The sequence below is a fragment of the Ancylobacter sp. FA202 genome (genome assembly GCF_000380205.1).
In the GTDB taxonomy this organism is placed as follows: Bacteria; Pseudomonadota; Alphaproteobacteria; order Rhizobiales; family Xanthobacteraceae; genus Ancylobacter.
Genome location: NZ_KB904818.1, coordinates 4,780,041 through 4,802,214, shown reverse-complemented (window position 1 = coordinate 4,802,214; position 22,174 = coordinate 4,780,041). Strand labels below are relative to the sequence as shown.

Genomic DNA, 22,174 nt, shown 5'->3' with positions numbered 1-22,174 from the left:
GCGAACCATGCTTGCCGACAAGGATCGCATCTTCACCAATATCTACGGCCACCATGACTGGGGCCTGCAGGGCGCGCTGAAGCGCGGCTCGTGGGACGGCACCAAGCTGTTCCTCGATGCCGGCCGCGATTTCATCATCGAGCATATGAAGGCCTCTGGCCTGCGCGGGCGCGGCGGCGCCGGCTTCCCGACCGGCCTCAAATGGTCGTTCATGCCCAAGAACAATGACGGGCGCCCGCACTACCTCGTCGTCAATGCCGACGAATCCGAGCCGGGCACCTGCAAGGACCGCGAAATCCTGCGCCACGACCCGCACCATCTGGTCGAAGGCTGCCTGATCGCGGGCTTCGCCATGGGCGCGCACACCGCCTATATCTATGTGCGCGGCGAGTTCATCCAGGAGCGCGAAAACCTCCAGGCGGCGGTCGACCAGGCCTATGAGGCCCGGCTGATCGGCAAGAACAACGTGCATGGCTGGGACATGGACATCTATGTCCATCACGGCGCCGGTGCCTATATCTGCGGCGAGGAAACCGCGCTGCTGGAGAGCCTTGAGGGCAAGAAGGGCCAGCCCCGGCTGAAGCCGCCTTTCCCGGCCAATGTCGGCCTCTATGGCTGCCCGACGACGGTGAACAACGTCGAGTCCATCGCCGTCGCCCCCACCATTCTGCGGCGCGGCGCGGCCTGGTTCTCGTCCATCGGACGCGCCAACAATGTCGGCACCAAGCTGTTCGGCATTTCCGGCCATGTGAACACGCCCTGCATCGTCGAAGAGGCGATGAGCATCCCGTTCAAGGAACTGATCGAGAAGCATGGCGGCGGCGTGCGCGGCGGCTGGGACAATTTGCTCGCCATCATCCCCGGCGGCGCCTCCTGCCCGATCATCCCGGCCGACCAGTGCGCCGACCTGATCATGGACTTCGACGGCTGCCGCGCGGTGAAGTCCAGCTTCGGCACCGCTGGCGTGCTGGTCATGGACAAGTCCACCGACGTGGTGAAGGCCATCGCCCGCATCTCCTATTTCTTCCGGCATGAAAGCTGCGGCCAGTGCACGCCCTGCCGCGAGGGCACGGGCTGGATGTGGCGCGTGCTCGACCGCATGGTCGAGGGCCGGGCCCAGAAGCGCGAGATCGACCTGCTGCTGCAGGTCACGACCCAGGTCGAGGGCCACACCATCTGTGCGCTCGGCGACGCGGCGGCGTGGCCGGTGCAGGGCCTGATCCGGCATTTCCGTCCCGAGATCGAGAAGCGGATCGACCAGTACGCGGCGAACCCGCATTCCGACCCGGTGCCGGTGGCGGCGGAGTAAGAGAGCATCATGGCCAAGATCATCGTCGACGACATCGAGCTGGATGTTCCGCCGGAGTTCACGCTGCTCCAGGCCTGCGAGGCGGCGGGCGCGGAGATTCCGCGCTTCTGCTTCCATGAGCGGCTGTCCATCGCCGGCAATTGCCGCATGTGCCTCGTCGAGGTGAAGGGCGGTCCTCCCAAGCCCACCGCCAGCTGCGCGATGAATGTGCGCGACCTGCGCCCGGGCCCGAATGGCGAGCCGCCCGTCGTGCTCACCAAGAGCCCGATGGTGAAGAAGGCGCGCGAGGGGGTGATGGAGTTCCTGCTCATCAACCACCCGCTCGACTGCCCGATCTGCGACCAGGGCGGCGAGTGCGACCTGCAGGACCAGGCCATGGCCTATGGCGTGGACACGTCCCGCTATGCCGAGAACAAGCGCGCGGTCGAAGACAAGTATATCGGCCCGCTGATCAAGACCTCGATGACCCGGTGCATCCAGTGCACCCGCTGCGTCCGCTTCACCACCGAGGTGGCGGGCGTGGCCGAGCTTGGCGCCATCGGGCGCGGCGAGGACATGGAGATCACCACCTATCTTGAGGCGGCGCTCTCCTCCGAGCTTCAGGGCAATGTCGCCGATCTCTGCCCGGTTGGCGCGCTGACCCAGCGCCCCTATGCCTATCACGCCCGCCCGTGGGAGCTGTCGAAGACCGAATCCATCGACGTGATGGACGCCGTCGGCTCCAACATCCGCGTCGACACGCGCGGCCGCGAGGTCATGCGCGTCCTCCCGCGCCTCAATGAGGACGTGAACGAGGAGTGGATCTCCGACAAGACCCGCTACATCTGGGACGGTCTGAAGACCCAGCGCCTCGACCGCCCCTATGTGCGCGTCGGCGGCAAGCTGCAGCAGGCGAGCTGGCCGCAGGCCTTTGCCGCCATCGCCGAAAAGGTGAAGGGCGTGCCCGGCAGCCGCATCGGCGGGCTCATCGGCGACCTCGCCTCGGTGGAAGAGGCGTTCGCGCTGAAGGCGCTGCTCAGCGCGCTCGGCTCGGCCAACATCGACTGCCGCCAGGACGGGGCGAAGCTCGACCCGGCGCTCGGCCGCGCCAGCTATCTGTTCAACGCCACCATTGCCGGCATCGAGCAGGCGGATGCGCTGCTGATCATCGGTTCCAACCCGCGCCTTGAGGCGAGCGTGCTCAATGCCCGCATCCGCAAGCGCTGGCTGCAGGGAGGCTTCCCCATCGGCCTGATCGGCGAGCCGGTCGACCTGACCTACCCCTATGACTATCTCGGCGCGGGTTCCGACACGCTGGCGGACCTGCTCGCCAGCGGCAGCTTCGCTGAGACGCTGAAGGGCGCCAAGCGCCCGCTGATCCTGATCGGGCAGGGCGCTCTCGCCCGTCCCGACGGCGCGGCGGTGCTGGCGCTGGCGGCCCGCGTGGCGGATGCCGTCGGCGCGGTGACGGAAGGCTGGAACGGCTTCTCCTTGCTGCACACGGCCGCCTCCCGCGTCGGTGCGCTCGATATCGGCGCGGTGCCGGGCGAGGGCGGGCTTGACGCGGTGGCGATGACCAATGCCGGCGGGGTGGACGTGCTGTTCGCGCTCGGTGCCGACGAGATCGACATCGCCCCGGGTGCCTTCGTGGTCTATCTCGGTACCCATGGCGATCGCGGCGCCCATCGCGCCGACGTGATCCTGCCGGGTGCCGCCTATACCGAGAAGTCGGGCACCTATGTGAACATGGAAGGGCGGGCGCAGATCGCCAACCGCGCCGCCTTCCCGCCCGGCGAGGCGCGCGAGGACTGGGCGGTGCTGCGCGCGCTGTCCGATGTCGTCGGCCATCGCCTGCCCTTCGACAGCCTGGCGCAGCTGCGCGCGGCGCTCTATGCGGCGCACCCGCATCTGGCGCGGCTCGACCATGTGGCGCCGGCGGACCCGGCGGCCGTGGCCGCGCTGGCCGCGTCCGGCGGCACGCCGGCGAGCGGGCCGTTCCGCAGCGTCGTCACAGATTTCTATCTCACCAATCCGATCGCACGCGCGTCCGCCGTGATGGCCGAATGCTCCGCGCTCGCGTCCAGCCGCCACGCGGCGGCGGCCGAGTGAGGGGAGGGAGCACATGACCGAAACAAGCTGGTTCGACACGCTGATCCAGGTGCTCATCATCGTCGCCCAGAGCCTCGCGCTGCTGGTCGGCCTGCTGATCATCGTCGCCTATGTGCTGCTGGCCGACCGCAAGATCTGGGCGGCGGTGCAGCTGCGTCGCGGCCCCAACGTGGTCGGGCCGTTCGGCCTGTTCCAGTCCTTCGCCGACCTGCTGAAATTCGTGCTGAAGGAACCGGTGATTCCGGACGGCGCCAATAAGGGCGTGTTCCTTCTGGCGCCCTTCGTCACCTGCCTGCTGGCGCTGGCCGCCTGGGCGGTGGTGCCGATCGACGCCGGCTGGGTGGTGGCCGACATCAATGTCGGCGTGCTGTACATCTTCGCGATTTCCTCGCTCAGCGTGTACGGCACCATCATGGCCGGCTGGGCGTCGAACTCGAAGTATCCCTTCCTGTCGGCGCTGCGCGCGGCGGCGCAGATGGTGTCCTACGAGGTCTCGATCGGCTTCGTCATCGTCACCGTTCTGCTCTGCGCCGGCTCGCTGAACCTGACCGCCATCGTCGAGGCGCAGAACACGCCGTTGGGTATCCTCGGCTGGTACTGGCTGCCGCTGTTCCCGATGTTCGTGATCTTCTTCATCTCGGCGCTGGCCGAGACCAACCGCCCGCCCTTCGATCTGGGCGAAGCGGAATCGGAGCTGGTCGCCGGCTTCATGGTGGAGTACGGCTCCACCCCGTACATGATGTTCATGCTCGGCGAGTATGTGGCAATCATGACCATGTGCGCGCTGACCGCCATCCTGTTCATGGGCGGCTGGCTGCCGCCGGTGCCGGTGGCGCCCTTCACCTGGGTGCCGGGCATCATCTGGTTCCTGCTCAAGGTCCTGCTGGTGTTCTTCATGTTCGCCATGGTGAAGGCGATGGTTCCGCGCTACCGCTATGATCAGCTCATGCGCCTCGGCTGGAAGGTGTTCCTGCCGATCTCGCTGGCGATGGTGGTGATCGTCGCCTCCGTACTGCACTTCAGCGGCCTGTCGGCTGCGGGGGGATGAGATGAATGAGGGCACGCTCCAGGCCCTGATGGAAGCGTCCGCCGTCGGTTGGGCGGGGGCGGCTGCGGGTGCGGTGTTCGGCGCACTCGAATGGTTCATTCTGCCGGGGGTCGTCGAAACGTCGATCCGCGGTTCCAAGGAGGCCCGCAAGCTGAGCGCTGACCAGCTGGCGGGAGTGATTTCGTGGTGGAAGACCGTGATCCGCGTCTTTGCCGTTTCGATGCCGCTGGTGGGCTTCGGCCTTGCCGCGGCCATGGCCGATTGAGGAGAGCGACATGAGATTGGACCTGGCCGCACGCCAGCTGCTGCTCACCGAGTTTGTCTCGGCGTTCTTCCTGGCGATGCGCTATTTCTTCAAGCCGAAGGCGACCATCAACTATCCCTTCGAGAAGAACCCGGTGTCGCCGCGCTTTCGCGGTGAGCATGCGCTGCGCCGCTATCCCAACGGGGAAGAGCGCTGCATCGCCTGCAAGCTGTGCGAGGCGATCTGCCCGGCGCAGGCCATCACCATTGAGGCCGGCCCGCGCCGCAATGACGGCACCCGCCGCACCACCCGTTACGACATCGACATGGTGAAGTGCATCTATTGCGGCTTCTGCCAGGAGGCCTGCCCGGTCGATGCCATCGTCGAGGGGCCGAATTTCGAATTCGCCACCGAGACGCGCGAAGAACTTTATTACGACAAGGCCAAGCTGCTCGCGAATGGCGACCGCTGGGAGCGCGAGATCGCGCGCAACATGGCGCTGGACGCGCCGTACCGTTGAGCGCGCAGGGGGCTGGGAACGTGAAGACCGAAACGATACGGGCCGCCAAGGCCCTTCGCGCCGCGACCGCCGGGATGGCGGGCGCCGGAATGACTGGGGGGTGCCGGGCATGAGCCTCGCCGCGCTGTTCTTCTATCTCTTCGCCGGGGTCGCTGTGGCCTCGGCCTTTATGGTCATCTCGTCGCGGAACCCGGTCCATTCGGTGCTGTTCCTGATCCTGACCTTCGTCAACGCCTCGGGCCTGTTCATCCTGATCGGCGCCGAGTACATCGCGATGCTGCTCATCGTGGTCTATGTCGGCGCGGTGGCGGTGCTGTTCCTGTTCGTGGTGATGATGCTCGACGTCGATTTCGTCGAGCTGCGCCAGGGTTTCCTGCAATATCTGCCGGTCGGCGTGCTGGTGGGGATGATCTTCCTCGCCGAGCTGGTGCTGGTGGTCGGCTCCTGGACCTTCGGCGCAGGCGTCACCGGCGCCGTCACCTCGGCGGCGCCCGAAGTGTCGAACGCTGTGCAGATCGGCCGGGTGCTGTACACGGACTATGTCTATTTCTTCCAGGCGGCGGGCTTCATCCTGCTGGTCGCCATGATCGGTGCCATCGTGCTGACGCTCCGCCACAAGGAGAACGTCAAGCGCCAGAGCATTCCGGTCCAGAATGCGCGCACCAAGGCGATGGCGATCGACGTCGTCAAGGTGCCTTCCGGCAAGGGGCTCTGAGCCATGGCGATCGGCCTTCCGCACTATCTGACCGTCGCGGCGATCCTGTTCACGCTCGGCACGCTCGGCATCTTCCTCAACCGGAAGAACGTCATCGTCATCCTGATGTCGGTGGAACTCATCCTGCTGGCGGTGAACATCAACCTCGTCGCCTTCTCGATCTTCCTCGGCAACATCGTCGGACAGGTCTTTGCCCTGTTCGTGCTGACGGTCGCCGCCGCCGAGGCCGCCATCGGTCTCGCCATCCTCGTGGTGTTCTACCGCAATCGCGGGTCGATCGCCGTCGAGGACATCAACACCATGAAGGGCTGAGCGGGCTTCATGTACCAGGCGATCGTATTTCTCCCCCTTGTCGGCTTCCTCATCGCTGGCCTGTTCGGCCGGCTGATCGGCGCTCGCGCCTCGGAGCTGGTCACGACCGGGCTGCTCGTCATCTCCGCCTTCTTCGCGTGGATCGTGTTCTTCCAGACCGCCTTTGGCGGCCATGATGGCACTGTCGAGCTGTTCACCTGGATGGCGTCGGGCAAGCTCGACGTGACCTGGGCGATCCGCGTCGACACGCTCACCGCTGTGATGCTGATCCTCGTGACCACGGTGTCCTCGCTCGTGCACCTGTACTCCATGGGGTACATGCACGAGGACCCGAGCCGACCGCGCTTCTTCGCCTATCTCTCGCTGTTCACCTTCGCCATGCTGATGCTGGTGACGAGCGACAACCTCGTGCAGCTGTTCTTCGGCTGGGAGGGGGTGGGCCTGGCGTCCTATCTGCTGATCGGCTTCTGGTACGACAAGCCGTCGGCCTGCGCGGCGGCGATGAAGGCCTTTATCGTCAACCGCGTTGGCGATTTCGGCTTCGCGCTCGGCATCTTCGCCATTTACCTGATGACCGGCTCGGTCGCCTTCGAGCAGGTCTTCGCCGCAGCGCCTTCGCTGATGGACAAGAACATCCTGTTCCTGGGCCATGAGTGGCATGCGCCGACCGTGATCTGCCTGCTGCTGTTCATCGGCGCCATGGGCAAGTCGGCGCAGCTCGGCCTGCACACCTGGCTGCCGGACGCGATGGAAGGCCCGACCCCGGTCTCCGCGCTCATTCACGCCGCGACCATGGTGACGGCCGGCGTGTTCATGGTGGCGCGCATGTCGCCGCTGTTTGAACTGTCCCCGATCGCGCTCAACGTCGTGCTGTTCGTCGGTGCCTCCACCGCCTTCTTCGCGGCGACGATCGGCTGCGTGCAGAACGACATCAAGCGAGTGATCGCCTATTCCACCTGCTCGCAGCTCGGCTACATGTTCACCGCGCTCGGCACCGGCGCCTATTCGGTCGGCGTGTTCCACCTGCTCACGCACGGCTTCTTCAAGGCGCTGCTGTTCCTGGCGGCCGGCTCGGTCATCACCGCGATGCACCACGAGCAGGACATGCGCCACATGGGCGGGCTGTGGCGGAAGATCCCCTTCACCTACGGCACGATGATGATCGGCGGCCTTGCTCTCACCGGCTTCCCCTTCACGGCCGGCTATTACTCCAAGGACGCGATCATCGAGACCGCCTTTGTCAGCCACAGCCCCTTCGCCACCTATGCCTGGGTGATGACGGTGGCGGCGGCGGCGCTCACCGCCTTCTACACCTGGCGGCAGATGTTCATGACCTTCCACGGCAAGACGCGCGCGGACCACCACACCTTCGACCACGCGCATGAATCGCCGCTGACCATGCTCATTCCGCTCGGCGTGCTGTCGTTCGGGGCGCTGTTCGCCGGCATGATCCTCTACCCGTACTTCGTCGGGCACGATGTCGATCACTTCTTCCGGGAGTCGATCTTCATGGCCTCCGACAACAAGATCCTGGAAGAGATGCACCACATTCCGTTTTGGGCGAAATGGGCCCCGACGGCGATGATGGCGATGGGCTTCGGCCTGGCCTACTGGATGTATGTCGCCAACACGGCGGTGCCGAAGGCGCTCGCGAAGCAGAACGACGTGCTCTACCGCTTCCTGCTCAACAAGTGGTACTTCGACGAGCTCTATGACTTCCTGTTCGTGCGGCCGACCCTGTGGCTCGGCAACTTCCTGTGGAAGCAGGGCGACGTGCGGGTCATTGACGGCTACGGCCCGAACGGCGTCTCGGCCCGCGTCATCGACGTGACCAACCGCGTCGTGCGCCTGCAGACCGGCTATCTCTACCACTATGCGTTCGTGATGCTGGTGGGTGTCGCAGCCTTCATCACCTGGTTCATGTTCGGGGGCGCGCACTGATGTACGACTGGCCCATTCTCTCCGTCGTCACCTTCCTGCCGCTGGTCGGTGCGCTGCTGATCGTCCTGATGATCCGCGGCGACGACGAGGTGGCCAAGCGCAACGCCCGCTGGGTGGCGCTGTGGGCGACCCTCGTCACCTTCGTCATATCGCTGCTGCTGCTGTTCGGCTTCGATCCGTCGAATCCGGACTTCCAGTTCGTCGAGTACCAGGCCTGGCTCGGCGATGTCGCCGCCTACCGGATGGGTGTCGACGGCATTTCGCTGCCGTTCGTGCTGCTGACGACGCTTTTGATGCCCATGTGCATTCTCGCGAGCTGGGACGCGATCCAGCACCGCGTGAAGGAGTACATGATCTGCTTCCTGGTGCTCGAAACGCTGATGATCGGCACCTTCTCCGTCCTCGATCTACTGCTGTTCTACTTCTTCTTCGAGGGCGGCCTGATCCCGATGTTCCTCATCATCGGCATCTGGGGGCATGGGCGTAAGGTCTACGCGGCGTTCAAGTTCTTCCTCTACACGCTGGCCGGCTCGGTGCTGATGATGCTCGCCATCATGGCCATCTACTGGCAGGCGGGCACCACAGACATCGCCGTGCTGCTGAAGCACGATTTCCCGGAGGGCATGCAGTACTGGCTCTGGATCGCCTTCTTCGCCTCCTTCGCGGTGAAGATGCCGATGTGGCCGGTGCATACCTGGCTGCCCGACGCGCATGTCGAGGCGCCGACGGCGGGCTCGGTGATCCTGGCGGCGATCATGCTGAAGATGGGCGGCTACGGCCTGCTGCGCTTCTCGCTGCCGATGTTCCCCGACGCCTCGGCCTATTTCGCGCCCTTCGTGTTCACCCTCTCGGTGATCGCGATCATCTACACCTCGCTGGTCGCTCTGCGTCAGGAGGACATGAAGAAGCTGATCGCCTATTCCTCCATCGCCCATATGGGCTATGTGACGATGGGCATCTTCACCCTGACCCAGGAAGGCATCCAGGGCGCGGTGTTCCAGATGGTCAGCCACGGCTTCGTCTCGGGCGCGCTGTTCCTGTGCGTGGGCGTGCTGTATGACCGCATGCACACCCGCGAGATCGCGGCCTATGGCGGCCTGGTCTTCCGCATGCCGGTCTACGCCACGCTGTTCATGGTGTTCACCATGGCCAATGTCGGCCTGCCGGGCACGTCGGGCTTCATCGGCGAGTTCCTGACCCTGCTGGCCGCCTTCGGGCGCAACACCTGGGTGGCCTTCCTCGCCACAACAGGCGTCATCCTTTCCGCCGCCTATGCTCTCTGGCTCTACCGCCGGGTCGTGTTCGGCGCGCTGGAGAAGGAAAGCCTGAAGAACATCCGGGACGTGAACCCGCGCGAACTGGCGACGCTGGTTCCGCTGCTGTTCCTCACCATCCTGTTCGGCGTCTGGCCGCAGCCGATCCTCGACGCCTGCAACGTCGCGGTGAACGCGATCGTCGCGCGCGCCGATGTCGCGGCCGGCGCCATCAAGGCCGCCGCGCTGGTGCTGCCTTGATCCGACACATGACCATCGCGGAGCCCGTTCAATGACCCTCACCCTCGCCGCGCTCGGCCCCGCGCTGCCCGAACTGCTGCTGGCCTTCTCCGCCCTGGCGCTGCTGATGTTCGGCGCCTTCGCCGGCCCGAAGTCGACCGATACGGTGAACGGTCTGGCACTGGCAGCCCTGTTCGCGGCGCTGGTGCTGGTCCTGCTGGGCCCCACCGACGCCACGCTGTTCAACGGCGCGTTCCATGTCGACGCCTTCGGCCGCTTCATGAAGGTGCTGGCGCTGCTCGGTGCGGGCGGCACGCTGGCGATGTCGGTGGACTGGCTGAAGGCGGAGAAGCAGGACCGCTTCGAATACCCGATCCTGGTGCTGCTCTCCACGCTCGGCATGATGATGCTGATCTCGGCCGGCGACCTGATCGCGCTCTATATGGGCCTCGAACTGATGAGCCTGGCGCTCTATGTGATCGCGGCCAACAACCGCGATTCCGTGCGCTCCACCGAGGCCGGCCTCAAGTACTTCGTGCTCGGCGCCCTGTCCTCCGGCATGCTGCTCTACGGCGCCTCGCTGATCTACGGCTTCACCGGCTCGGTGAACTTCGCCCAGATTGCAGAGGCCGCCCGCGAGCCCTCGCTGGGGCTGATCTTCGGTATCGTGTTCATGTTCGCCGGCCTGTGCTTCAAGGTCTCGGCAGTGCCGTTCCACATGTGGACGCCCGACGTCTATGAAGGCGCGCCGGCGCCGGTGACGGCGTTCTTCGCCTCGGCGCCGAAGGTGGCGGCGATGGCGGTGTTCGTGCGCTTCGCCATGGAGGCGCTGCCCAACGTCACGCACCAGTGGCAGCAGATCATCGTCTTCGTCTCCATCGCCTCGATGGCGCTGGGCTCGTTCGGCGCCATCGGCCAGCGCAATTTCAAGCGCCTGATGGCCTATTCCTCGATCGGCCATATGGGCTTCGCTCTGGTCGGCCTCGCCGCCGGCACCGAGCAGGGCGTGCAGGGCGTGCTGGTCTATATGGCCATCTATATGGCGATGACGCTCGGCACCTTCGCCTGCATCCTGTCGATGCGGCGCAAGGACGGCATGGTCGAGACCTATGACGATCTGGCGGGGCTTGCCCACACCAGCCCGGTGAAGGCGTTCATGCTGGCGGTGCTGATGTTCTCGCTGGCCGGCATTCCGCCGCTGGCCGGGTTCCTGGCCAAGTACTACGTGTTCCTTGCCGCCATCGAATCCGGACTGTACGCGCTCGCCGTCATCGGCGTGCTCACCAGCGTGGTCGGCGCGTTCTACTATCTGCGCATCGTCAAGATCATGTATTTCGACGAGCCGGCGGCGCCCTTCGAGCCGATGCGCTCTGAGCCGCGGGTGGTGCTTGCCGTGTCGGGTACCTTCACGCTGCTGTTCTTCCTCTACCCGGCGCCGCTGATCGCGGCGGCCGCCGTGGCGGCTCGGGCGCTCTTCTGAGAATGGCGCCCACGCCGGTCGCCACGCCGGTCGTCCGTTTCGATACGGTCGGTTCGACCAATGAGGCCGCGCTCGCCCAGGCGAGCGGCGCGGCGCCTTGCTGGTTCGTTGCCGCGCGACAGACCGGCGGGCGCGGCCGGCGCGGCCGGCCCTGGGCCTCGGAGCCCGGCAATCTCTATGCCTCGCTGCTGCTGGTGGATGCCGGCCCGGTGCCGCGCCAGCCGGAGCTGTGCTTCGTCGCCGCGCTGGCACTTTATGACGCGGTGCGCGCCGTTACCGGCATCGACCCCTTGCGTATCGGCCTGAAATGGCCGAACGACGTGATGATCGACGGCGCGAAGCTCGCCGGCATCCTGCTTGAGGGGGCCGTGCCGCCGGGGGGCCGGGCGGCGACGGTGATTGGCTTCGGGGTCAATTGCGCGCACCATCCGGCCGACACGCCCTATCCGACGACGGATCTGGCCGCATCAGGCTATCCGACCGACCCGCCCGCTCTGCTCGCCGCGCTCGACGCGGCGATGGGCGAGTGGCTTGCCGAATGGGAGCGCGGCGCGGGATTTGCCCGTATCCGCGAGGCTTGGCTGCGCCGGGCGATGGGCCTGGGCAAGGCCGTGACCGCGAGGCTTGGCAGCCGCGAGGTCGAGGGAGTATTCGAGGCACTCGACTTCTCGGGTGCCATGGTGCTGCGCCGTACCGACGGCGTGCGCGAGACGATCAGCGCCGGCGACGTGTTTCCCACGTCCGCCGCGCCAGTGTGAAAGGCAGGAATGTGAGCAAGTGGCCGGACGAACTGGTCTTCGCTCCCCTTGGAGGGGTCGGCGAGATCGGGATGAATCTCGGGCTGTATGGCCTGGGGCCACGCAACCGGCGCAAATGGCTCGCGGTCGATCTCGGCATCTCCTTCGCTCCGCCGGAAGTGCCCGGCATCGATCTGATCATGCCGGATATCGCCTTCCTTGAACGCGAGGTGGAGGCGGGCAATCTGGTCGGCCTAGTCATCACCCACGGGCACGAGGACCATATCGGGGCGCTGGTCGATCTGTGGCCGCGCCTGGGCTGCACGGTCTACACCACACCCTTCACCCACGCGCTGGCCGAGGCGCGGCGTCTGGGCGAGCCGGGGGCGCCGAAGATCCCCTTCCACATTGTCCCCACTGGCGGGCGCACCAGCATCGGCCCGTTCGATGTTGAGTTCGTGCCGGTGGCGCATTCGATTCCCGACAGCCACGCCCTCGCCATCCGCACGCCGCTGGGCATGGTCGTGCATACGGGCGACTGGAAGATCGACCCGACCCCGGTGGTCGGCAACGTCACCGATCCCGTGCGCTTCTCCGCGCTGGGCGATGAGGGCGTGCGGGCGGTCATCTGCGATTCCACCAATGCCATTCGCGACGGCATCTCGCCCTCGGAAGTCGATGTGCAGAAGGTGCTCACCGAGATGATCGGTGCCGCGCCGAACCGGGTGGCGGTGACGACCTTCGCCTCCAATGTGGCGCGCATCCGTTCCATCGCCGAAGCGGCGATGAAGAATGGCCGCGAGGTCGTGCTGGTCGGCCGCGCCATGGAGCGGGTGATCGGGGTGGCGCGCGAACAGCACATGCTCGACGGCCTGCCGCCCTTCCGTTCGGCAGATGCCTATGGCTTCCTGCCGCGCGACAAGGTGGTGGCCATCCTCACCGGCAGCCAGGGCGAGCCGCGCGCGGCGCTGGCGCGCATCGCCGATGACGACCATCCCGAGATCGCGCTGTCGCCGGGCGACCATGTGATCTTCTCCTCGCGCACCATCCCCGGCAATGAGCGGCCGGTGAACCGCATCATCAATGCGCTGATCCTGCAGGGGGTGAAGGTCATCACCGACCGCGACGGGCTCGTGCACGTCTCCGGCCATCCGCGTCGCGGCGAGATGGAGCAGATGTACCAATGGCTGCGCCCGCAGGTCGCGGTGCCGGTGCATGGCGAGCCGCTGCACCTGCACGAACATGCCGAGCTTGCCCGCCGCATGGGCGTGCGCGAAGTGATCCGCCTGGTCGATGGCGACGTGGTGCGCCTGATCAGCGCCGATCCCGCGCTCGGTGCTGAGGTGATCGAGGAAATTCACTCGGGCAAGCTCTACAAGGACGGCCAGGTGCTGGTCGGCGCCGACGACCCGGCGATTGCCGAGCGCCGGCGGCTGTCCTTCAGCGGGCTGGTCTCGGTGGCCATCGCCATGTCGTCCAAGGGCGACGTGGTCGGCGACCCGATGATCGACCTTTCCGGCCTGCCGCGCCTCGGCCTGGGCGGCACGCCGCTCGACGAGGTGGTGGAGGACGCGGTGCTGAACTGCCTCGACGGCCTGCCCAAGGGCCGTCGGCGCGACCCGGACGCCGTGGCGGAATCGGTCACGCGGGCGGTGCGCGGTCAGATCAACGCCGCCTGGGGCAAGAAGCCGCTCTGCCATGTGCTTGTCATCACGGTATGAAGACCCGGCCGGGAGCCCGCATGCGCGGCCAGTGAGCGACTGACGCGAGGCATGCGTACTCCCTTAGTGCCGCAGCCTGACGCCTCGGGGCATTTATCCCGAGGCGGGGCGGGCTGGAACGGGGAGGGGACTTGCATGATTGGCCGCCTGAACCACGTCGCCATCGCCGTGCCGGACCTGGATGCGGCGATCGCGACCTATCGCGATACGCTGGGCGGCGTGGTGTCCGGCGTCACACCGCAAGCCGAGCATGGCGTGAACACGGTCTTTGTCACGCTCCCCAACACCAAGATCGAGCTGCTCGGGGCGCTGGGCGAGAACTCGCCGATCGCGAAGTTCCTCGAACGCAATCCCGAAGGCGGCATCCATCATCTGTGCTACGAGGTCGACGACATCCTCGCCGCCCGCGACCGGCTGCTGGCGGCGGGGGCGCGGGTGCTGGGCTCGGGCGAGCCGCGCCTCGGCGCGCATGGCAAGCCGGTGCTCTTCCTGCACCCGAAGGATTTTCTCGGCACGCTGGTCGAGCTGGAACAGGCGTGAGGCAGCACCATGGGCGTCGGTACCTATATCGCGATCTATTTCATTGTCTGGTGGGTGGTGATCTTCGCCGTGCTGCCCTTCGGCGTGCGCTCCCAGCATGAGGACGGCACCGTCACCGACGGCACCGAGCCCGGCGCGCCGCAGCGGCCGCTGCTGCTGCGCAAGGCGCTGGTGACCACGGTGGTGGCGGCATTCATCGTGCTGCTCTTCGCCTGGCTGGTGGAAACCGAGCGGCTGCGCCTCGACATGTTCCCCATGCCGTTCCATGTCGATGGACTGAAATAGTGGGGCTGAAATAGCGGGCGCGCTGGCCCGTCTTTTCGCAATCGAGGCAAAAAAAGAGGCGGGACCGAGGTCCCGCCTTCCTTGTCTGGCCGCCCGCACCTGATTCCGCGCCGTTTCGACGTCTGCCAGGGGGCTTTCTTAGCCGTCATTCCTCCCGAGACCTGGACCGATCTGCTCGCTTTGGAAGCGTTCAGCGGACCTCTTTCTAGAGGCCGGCACCATAAAGCAGAAAATACGGCCTTGTCATCCTTGCGTCGCAATAGAGCCATGGTGCATTGCAACAGAAATGGGCGCGCCACCCCGCAATCGCCCTAAACACAGGCAGTCCGCGCCGCTCCGGTGCGCGAGGCATGCTCTAGGGCTTGTCTTTTGTTGGACGATCCGGTTTCACTCCGCCATCGCCGCCGCGCTGCCGATCCCGGCCGAATCGTGAGTTTCCGCTGATGCGCCTGTCCCGCTACTTCCTTCCCATCCTCCGCGAAGTCCCGAAGGAAGCGGAAATCGTCTCGCACCGCCTCATGCTGCGCGCCGGCATGGTGCGCCAGGAGGGCGCCGGCATCTATGCGTGGCTGCCGCTGGGCAAGCGCGTGCTGGACAAGATCTGCAACGTCATCCGCGAGGAGCAGAACCGTTCCGGCGCCATCGAGATCATGATGCCGACCATCCAGTCGGCGGATCTGTGGCGCGAGAGCGGGCGCTATGACGACTATGGCAAGGAGATGCTGCGCATCAAGGACCGGCATGAGCGCGACATGCTGTTCGGGCCGACCAATGAGGAGATGCTCACCGAGATCGTCCGCGCCTATGTGAAGTCCTACAAGGATTTGCCGCTGAACCTCTACCACATCCAGTGGAAGTTCCGCGACGAGGTGCGCCCGCGCTTCGGCGTCATGCGCTCGCGCGAATTCCTGATGAAGGACGCCTATTCGATCGACCTCGATTTCGAGAACGCGGTCGTCGCCTATAACCGCATGTTCGTCGCGTATCTCAGAACTTTCGCCCGGCTCGGACTGAAGGCGATCCCGATGGTGGCCGATACCGGCCCGATCGGCGGCAATCACAGCCATGAATTCATCATCCTCGCCTCGACCGGCGAGAGCCAGGTGTTCTGCCATTCCGACTATCTCGGCATGGACACGCCGGAAGAGGGCGTGGACTTCCAGGACCCGGCGGCGCTGCAAGACATCGTGAACCGCTGGACCAGCCTTTATGCGGCCACGGAAGAGAAGCATGACGAGGCGGCGTTCGCGGCGATTCCGGGCGAGCAGCAGGTGTCGGCGCGCGGCATCGAGGTGGGGCACATCTTCTATTTCGGCACCAAATATTCCGAGCCGATGGGCGCCAAGGTGACGGGCCCCGATGGCGTGGAGACTCCCGTTCACATGGGCTCCTACGGCATCGGTCCCTCGCGTCTGGTCGCGGCCATCATCGAGGCCTCGCATGACGAAAACGGCATCATCTGGCCGGAGGCGATCGCGCCGTTCCGTGTCGGCCTCCTCAACCTCAAGGTGGGCGACGCGGCGACGGACGAGGCCTGCGAGGCGATCTATGCCGAGCTGACCGCGCGCAATGTCGACGTGCTGTACGACGACACGGCGGAGCGGCCCGGCTCGAAATTTGCCACGGCTGACCTGATCGGCCTTCCCTGGCAGATCATCGTCGGCCCCAAGGGGCTGGCGGCCGGCACGGTGGAGCTGAAGCGTCGGGCCGATGGCACGCGCGAGACGCTGACCATCGCGGCGGCGCTGGAGCGGATCATCGGTTGATCTCAAGACGCGCGCGGCCGATCAGGGCCGGGCGAGGGGCGGAGCAGGCATGGCGGCCAAGAGCGCAGCGCGTCGGGTGAAGGCGGCAAAGGCACAGTCCGCGACGGCGCAGGCCGGCGAGGAGCCGACCGGCTCGAAGCCGTTCAGCGCCTTCGAGTGGATGCTGTCGCTGCGCTATCTCCGCGCCCGCCGCAAGGAAGGCTTCATCTCGGTCATCGCCGGCTTCTCCTTTCTCGGCATCATGCTTGGCGTGGCGACGCTCATCATCGTCATGGCCGTTATGAACGGCTTCCGCACCGAGCTTCTGTCGAAGATCCTCGGGCTGAACGGCCACATGCTGGTGCAGCCGATCGACGGCCCGCTGACTGACTATGACGCGGTTGCCAAGCGCATTGCTGGCGTGCCGGGGGTGACGTTGGCAGTGCCGCTGGTGGAGGGGCAGGCGCTGGCCTCCTCGGCGTTCAATGCCGGCGGCGTTCTGGTGCGCGGCCTTTCCGAGGCCAGCCTGCGGGCCCTCCCGGCTATCGGCTCGAACATTCGCGCGGGCACGCTGGAGGGCTTCGACGAGGGCTCCGGCATCGCCATCGGCAAGCGCCTCGCCGACCAGCTCTCGCTGCAGGCGGGCGACAACCTGACCCTTGTCGCTCCGCGTGGCGCGGTGACGCCGATGGGCACGACGCCGCGGATCAAGGTCTACAAGATCGCAGCCGTGTTCGAGATCGGCATGTCGGAATATGACAGCGCCTTCGTCTTCATGCCGCTGACGGAAAGCCAAGCCTATTTCAACAAGGATGGCGATGTGACCGCCATCGAGGTCTATGTCGACAATCCCGACGATGTGGAGCGCTACCGCCCCTTGGTGCAGGCGGCGGCGGAGCGGCCGATCTACATCGTCGACTGGCGCCAGCGAAACGCCACCTTCTTCAACGCGCTGCAGGTCGAGCGGAACGTGATGTTCCTGATCCTGACGCTGATCGTGGTGGTGGCCGCCTTCAACATTGTGTCGGGCCTCAACATGCTGGTGAAGGACAAGGGCCGCGACATCGGCATATTGCGCACCATGGGGGCGACGCGCGGGGCGATCATGCGGGTATTCCTCGTGACCGGCGCCGCCATCGGCGTGGTGGGAACGCTGGCCGGCTTCCTGCTCGGCCTGCTGGTGTGTCTCAATGTCGAGGAAATCCGCCAGTTCATCTCCTGGATCACCGCGACCGAGCTGTTCTCGCCCGAGCTTTATTATCTCAGCCGCCTGCCGGCCGAACTGAACGCCGGTGAAACCGCGACCGTGGTTCTGATGGCGCTCATCCTCTCCCTTCTCGCCCCGCTCTACCCGTCCTGGCGCGCCGCGCGCCTCGATCCGGTGGAAGCGCTGCGCTACGAATAGGAGGGACGCCATGTCGACCTCATCGGCGACCATTCCGCCGCGCGCCGCTCTCCACCTCGAAGGCGTCGAGCGCCGCTATGTCCAGGGCGAGGGCACGCTGGAAATCCTGCGCGGCGCCGACTTCACCGTGCTGGAAGGCCAGTCGGTGGCGCTCGTGGCGCCGTCCGGCACCGGCAAGTCGACCTTGCTGCACATTGCCGGCCTGCTGGAGCACCAGGACGCCGGCGAGGTGTTCATCGGCGGCGCCGCCACGGCCGGGCTGGCTGATGCCGAGCGCACCCGCATCCGCCGCACCGGCGTCGGCTTCGTCTATCAGTTCCACCATTTGCTGCCCGAATTCTCGGCGCAGGAAAACGTCATGCTGCCGCAGATGATCCGCGGCCTGTCGCGCCGCGAATCGGCGTCGCGGGCGAAGGAGCTGCTGAGCTATCTCGGCCTCGCCAAGCGGCTGGAGCATCGTCCCGGCGAGCTATCCGGTGGCGAACAGCAGCGCGTGGCCATTGCTCGTGCCGTCGCCAATGCCCCGCGCGTGCTGCTGGCCGATGAGCCCACTGGCAATCTCGACCCGCACACCGCCGACCACGTCTTTCATGCACTGTCGCAGCTGGTGGAGGCCACCGGCCTGGCAGCTGTCATCGCCACCCACAATCTCGAACTCGCCTCCCGCATGCACCGCCGCGTCACGCTGCGCGAGGGGAAGGTCGTCGAACTCGCCTGAGGCGCGGGCCTAAAGGGCTGGCACGGGGTGCCCGCGATTCGGTCCGGATGCCGCCAGAGCTGTTTTCGTTTCGTCAACCATGAACTGGAACGAAAAGAGAACATGGGTTGATTGCGGGGATAAGCGGGGTAATGTTCTCTCTATGTTCTAGGGAGGTCGACATGATCCGTGTTCTTGTTCAAGAAACCGCCGCGCTCGCGTCCATCGCTCTTTTCGTCGCCATGATCGGCCTGTGGGCTGGGGTCATCACCGGGGTGTGAGGCCCCGACCTGAAGCCAGAGGCCTTCAGCCTGGGGCATGAACGCCACAGCCTTCAGCCTGAGGACAGCGGGGAGGGCGACCCCGCAAGGGTGGACGCCGCCGCCATGGGCGCCCACCATGTCGCGCTTCGAGTCGCGGGAGGATGAGAGATGGCGAAGGCTGATGTCGGGCAGGCTGATGTCGGGTTCGTGCATCTGCATGTCCATTCCTCCTTCTCCCTGCTGGAAGGTGCGCTCGGCATCGGCAAGCTGGCCGATCTCGCCAAGAAGGACCGCCAGCCGGCGATCGCGCTGACCGACACCGGCAATCTGTTCGGCGCGCTGGAATTCTCCGAGAAGATGGCGGCCAGCGGCATCCAGCCGATTCTCGGCTGCGCCGTGGCGGTGGATTTTCTCGGCCCGGCCCCGCGCGGCCCCGCCAGCCTGGAGCGCCCGCGCATCGTCCTGCTCGCCGCCAGCGAGGAGGGGTGGAAGAACCTGATGGAGCTGGTGTCGCGCTCCTTCCTCGACACCGCCTCCGACGGCGCCCCCCACATCAAGGCCGACTGGCTGGAGGGGCGCGCCTCTGGTCTCATTGCACTGACTGGCGGTCCCATTGGACCGATTGACCGCGCGCTGGCGGCGGGTAGCGCCGACCATGCCGAGCAGCGGCTTGGCGTGCTGAAGACCCTGTTTGGCGACCGGCTTTATGTGGAAATACAACGCCATGGCGTCGCCGAGGAACGCCGCGTCGAGCCGGCGCTGATCGAGCTCGCCTACCGGCTCGACCTGCCACTGGTGGCCACCAACGAGCCCTTCTTCGCCGCCCAGGACGACTATGAAGCCCACGACGCCCTGATTTGCATCGCCGAAGGCCGGCTGGTGGCCGAGTCTGACCGCCGGCAGATGACCCCGGATCATCGATTCCGCACCCGCGCCGAGATGGCCGAGCTATTTTCGGACTTGCCGGAAGCCCTTGCCAATACGGTCGAAATCGCCCAGCGCTGCGCTTACCGCCCGCGCACGGTCAAGCCGATCCTGCCGCGCTTCACCCTCGACCGCGACGAGGCGGAGGAATTGCGGCTGCAGGCGGAGGAGGGGCTGCGCAATCGTCTGGCGGTCCATGGCGCCACGCCGGGCTTGAGCCAGAAGGACTATGAGGACCGGCTGGCCTTCGAGCTCAGCATCATCGAAAAGATGAAGTTTCCCGGCTACTTCCTCATCGTGTCGGACTTCATCAAATGGGCGAAGGCGCAGGGCATACCCGTCGGACCCGGCCGTGGCTCGGGCGCCGGTTCGCTCGTCGCCTATTCGCTCACAATCACCGATCTCGACCCGCTGCGCTTCGGCCTGCTGTTCGAACGCTTCCTGAATCCCGAGCGCGTGTCGATGCCGGACTTCGACATCGACTTCTGCCAGGAGCGCCGCGACGAGGTGATCCGCTACGTCCAGCAACGCTATGGGCGCGACCAGGTGGCGCAGATCATCACCTTCGGCACCTTGCAGGCGCGCGGCGTGCTGCGCGATGTCGGCCGGGTGCTGGAAATGCCCTATGGCCAGGTCGACAAGCTGTGCAAGCTGGTGCCGCAGAACCCGGCCAATCCTGTGACTCTCAAACAGGCGATCACTGACGAGCCGCGCCTGCAGGGCGAGAGTGACGCCAACCCGGTGGTGAAGCGCGCCTTCGACATCGCCACCCGGCTGGAAGGGCTCAACCGCCACGCCTCGACCCACGCCGCCGGCATCGTCATCGGCGACCGGCCGCTGTCCCAGCTGGTGCCGCTCTACCGAGACCCGCGCTCGGACATGCCTGTCACCCAGTACAACATGAAATGGGTCGAGCAGGCGGGGCTGGTGAAGTTCGACTTCCTCGGCCTGAAAACCCTCACTGTCCTGCAAACCGCCGTCCGCCTCGTCGCCCAGCGCGGCATCGCGCTCGACCTGTCGACTATCCCGCTGGACGACAAGAAGACCTACGACATGCTGACCCGCGGTGAGACGGTCGGCGTGTTCCAGGTGGAAAGCGCCGGCATGCGGCGGGCGCTGGTCGACATGAAGCCCGACCGGCTGGAGGACATCATCGCGCTCGTCGCCCTGTACCGTCCGGGCCCGATGGCGAATATCCCGGTCTATTGCGCGGTCAAGAACGGTCAGGAAAAGGCCGCCTACGCCCATCCGGCGCTGGAAGCCAGCCTGAAGGAAACCTACGGCGTTATCATCTACCAGGAACAGGTGATGCAGATCGCCCAGACGCTGTCGGGCTACTCGCTTGGCGAAGCCGACATGCTGCGGCGCGCCATGGGCAAGAAGATCCGCGCCGAGATGGACCAGCAGCGCGCGCGCTTCGTTGATGGCGCGGTGGAGCGCGGAGTGCCGAAGGCCAAGGCCTCCGAGATCTTCGACCTGCTCGCCAAGTTCGCCGATTACGGCTTCAACAAGAGCCACGCGGCGGCCTACGCGCTCGTGTCCTACCAGACCGCCTATATGAAGGCGAACTACCCCACCGAGTTCATGGCCGCCTCCATGACGCTCGACATGGGCAACACCGACAAGCTGGCGGAATTCCGCCAGGAATCGCAGCGACTCGGCATCGAGGTGGTGCCGCCCTCGGTGAACCTCTCGGGGCGCGAATTCGCGGTGAAAGACGGCCGCATCCTCTACGCGCTCGCCGCCATCAAGGGCGTCGGTGGCCATTCGGTGGAAGCGATCGTCGAGGCGCGGGGCGCTCGGCCCTTCGCCAGCCTTGCCGATTTCGCCTCGCGCATCAACGCCAAGGCGCTGAACAAGCGGACGATGGAGAGCCTGGTCAGCGCCGGCGCCTTCGACGCGGTGGAGAAGAACCGCGCCCGGGCGCAAGCCGCGATCGATTCCATCCTCGCCCACGCGGCCTCGGTCGGGGCGGAGGCGGCCTCTGGTCAGGGCAACATGTTCGGCGGGCCGTCGGTCGCGGCGGAACTGCCGATTCCCAATGCCGCCCCCTGGCTGCCGGCCGAGAAGCTTCAGCGCGAGTATGACGCGATCGGCTTCTTCCTTACCGGTCACCCGCTCGATGATTACGGCAAGGCGCTGGACCGGCTGCGGGTGCAGCGCTGGACCGACTTCACCCGCTCGGTCCGCGCCGGCTCCATGGCCGGGCGCCTCGCCGCCACGGTGGTGAGCCGGCAGGAGCGGCGTACAAAGAGCGGCAACAAGATGGGCATCGTCGGCCTGTCCGACCCGTCCGGCCAGTTTGAGGCGGTGCTGTTCTCGGAAGCGCTGGCGCAGTACCGCGAATTGCTGGAGCCGGGCAAGGCGCTGCTGCTGCAGGTTTCGGCCGAACTGCAGGGCGAAGATGTGCGTGCCCGCATCCAGACGGTCGAGCCACTCGATCAGGCGGCGTCGAAGATGCAGAAGGGCATGCGGGTCTTTCTGCGCTCGCCCGAGCCATTGGAAAGCGTGGCGACCCGGCTCGGCTCGCTTGGTGGCGGGCGAGGCGATGGCGAAGTGTCGCTGGTGCTGCTGCTGGGCGAGCGTGGTGACACCGAGGTCGAGGTGAAGCTCCCCGGCCGCTTCAGCCTGTCGCCGCAGATCGCGGGCGCGCTGAAGGCGGTTCCCGGCGTCGAAATGGTCGAGATGGCGTAGCGCCCGGCCCGGA

The 22,174-nt window shown here is 66.1% G+C and carries 18 protein-coding genes; all 18 read left to right on the top strand.

Annotated features, from left to right (window positions below):
* The first annotated feature begins 7 nt into the window (after positions 1 to 7).
* Positions 8 to 1,309 (top strand): NADH-quinone oxidoreductase subunit NuoF, encoded by a 1,302-nt coding sequence (nuoF, locus tag A3M1_RS0122360; RefSeq protein ID WP_018391218.1) that lies wholly within the window; start codon positions 8 to 10, stop codon positions 1,307 to 1,309.
* A gap of 9 nt (positions 1,310 to 1,318) precedes the next feature.
* Positions 1,319 to 3,397 carry an NADH-quinone oxidoreductase subunit NuoG gene (nuoG, locus tag A3M1_RS0122355; protein WP_018391217.1) on the top strand — a complete coding sequence of 693 codons (2,079 nt, stop codon included), beginning with the start codon at positions 1,319 to 1,321 and terminating at the stop codon, positions 3,395 to 3,397.
* Between the two features lie 13 nt (positions 3,398 to 3,410).
* The gene (gene nuoH, locus A3M1_RS0122350) at positions 3,411 to 4,445 is read left to right on the top strand and encodes an NADH-quinone oxidoreductase subunit NuoH (protein WP_018391216.1); all 1,035 of its coding nucleotides are present in this window, start codon (positions 3,411 to 3,413) and stop codon (positions 4,443 to 4,445) included.
* A 1-nt stretch (position 4,446) separates the two neighbouring features.
* Positions 4,447 to 4,710 (top strand): hypothetical protein, encoded by a 264-nt coding sequence (locus A3M1_RS0122345; protein WP_018391215.1) that lies wholly within the window; start codon positions 4,447 to 4,449, stop codon positions 4,708 to 4,710.
* Positions 4,711 to 4,720: 10 nt separating this feature from the next.
* A complete protein-coding gene (gene nuoI / locus A3M1_RS0122340) occupies positions 4,721 to 5,209 on the top strand; it encodes an NADH-quinone oxidoreductase subunit NuoI (RefSeq protein WP_018963955.1) in 489 nt (162 codons plus the stop codon).
* Between the two features lie 109 nt (positions 5,210 to 5,318).
* A complete protein-coding gene (locus A3M1_RS0122335; protein ID WP_018391213.1) occupies positions 5,319 to 5,924 on the top strand; it encodes an NADH-quinone oxidoreductase subunit J in 606 nt (201 codons plus the stop codon).
* A gap of 3 nt (positions 5,925 to 5,927) precedes the next feature.
* The gene (nuoK, locus tag A3M1_RS0122330; protein ID WP_018391212.1) at positions 5,928 to 6,236 is read left to right on the top strand and encodes an NADH-quinone oxidoreductase subunit NuoK; all 309 of its coding nucleotides are present in this window, start codon (positions 5,928 to 5,930) and stop codon (positions 6,234 to 6,236) included.
* Between the two features lie 9 nt (positions 6,237 to 6,245).
* A complete protein-coding gene (gene nuoL / locus A3M1_RS0122325) occupies positions 6,246 to 8,177 on the top strand; it encodes an NADH-quinone oxidoreductase subunit L (protein ID WP_018391211.1) in 1,932 nt (643 codons plus the stop codon).
* On the top strand, positions 8,177 to 9,691 hold the full coding sequence (locus A3M1_RS0122320) for an NADH-quinone oxidoreductase subunit M (RefSeq protein WP_018391210.1): 1,515 nt from the start codon (positions 8,177 to 8,179) through the stop codon (positions 9,689 to 9,691). Before nuoL ends, A3M1_RS0122320 begins: the two co-directional genes overlap by 1 nt.
* A gap of 31 nt (positions 9,692 to 9,722) precedes the next feature.
* On the top strand, positions 9,723 to 11,150 hold the full coding sequence (gene nuoN, locus A3M1_RS0122315) for an NADH-quinone oxidoreductase subunit NuoN (protein WP_018391209.1): 1,428 nt from the start codon (positions 9,723 to 9,725) through the stop codon (positions 11,148 to 11,150).
* 2 nt (positions 11,151 to 11,152) lie between these two features.
* Positions 11,153 to 11,908, top strand: a complete 756-nt coding sequence (locus tag A3M1_RS0122310; RefSeq protein ID WP_018391208.1) for a biotin--[acetyl-CoA-carboxylase] ligase — start codon at positions 11,153 to 11,155, stop codon at positions 11,906 to 11,908.
* A gap of 71 nt (positions 11,909 to 11,979) precedes the next feature.
* A complete protein-coding gene (locus A3M1_RS0122305; protein WP_371258771.1) occupies positions 11,980 to 13,608 on the top strand; it encodes a ribonuclease J in 1,629 nt (542 codons plus the stop codon).
* A gap of 135 nt (positions 13,609 to 13,743) precedes the next feature.
* Positions 13,744 to 14,148: a methylmalonyl-CoA epimerase gene (gene mce, locus A3M1_RS0122300; RefSeq protein WP_018391206.1), complete on the top strand. Its 405-nt coding sequence runs from the start codon at positions 13,744 to 13,746 to the stop codon at positions 14,146 to 14,148.
* A gap of 9 nt (positions 14,149 to 14,157) precedes the next feature.
* Positions 14,158 to 14,433: a DUF1467 family protein gene (locus A3M1_RS0122295; protein WP_018391205.1), complete on the top strand. Its 276-nt coding sequence runs from the start codon at positions 14,158 to 14,160 to the stop codon at positions 14,431 to 14,433.
* Positions 14,434 to 14,876: 443 nt separating this feature from the next.
* A complete protein-coding gene (gene proS / locus A3M1_RS0122290; RefSeq protein WP_018391204.1) occupies positions 14,877 to 16,199 on the top strand; it encodes a proline--tRNA ligase in 1,323 nt (440 codons plus the stop codon).
* A 160-nt stretch (positions 16,200 to 16,359) separates the two neighbouring features.
* Positions 16,360 to 17,583 (top strand): lipoprotein-releasing ABC transporter permease subunit, encoded by a 1,224-nt coding sequence (locus tag A3M1_RS0122285; protein ID WP_038197177.1) that lies wholly within the window; start codon positions 16,360 to 16,362, stop codon positions 17,581 to 17,583.
* Between the two features lie 10 nt (positions 17,584 to 17,593).
* Positions 17,594 to 18,301: an ABC transporter ATP-binding protein gene (locus A3M1_RS0122280; protein WP_018391202.1), complete on the top strand. Its 708-nt coding sequence runs from the start codon at positions 17,594 to 17,596 to the stop codon at positions 18,299 to 18,301.
* A 410-nt stretch (positions 18,302 to 18,711) separates the two neighbouring features.
* Entirely contained in the window at positions 18,712 to 22,161 is a 3,450-nt protein-coding gene (gene dnaE, locus A3M1_RS0122270; RefSeq protein WP_018391200.1) for a DNA polymerase III subunit alpha, read from the top strand.
* The last annotated feature ends 13 nt before the right edge of the window (positions 22,162 to 22,174 follow it).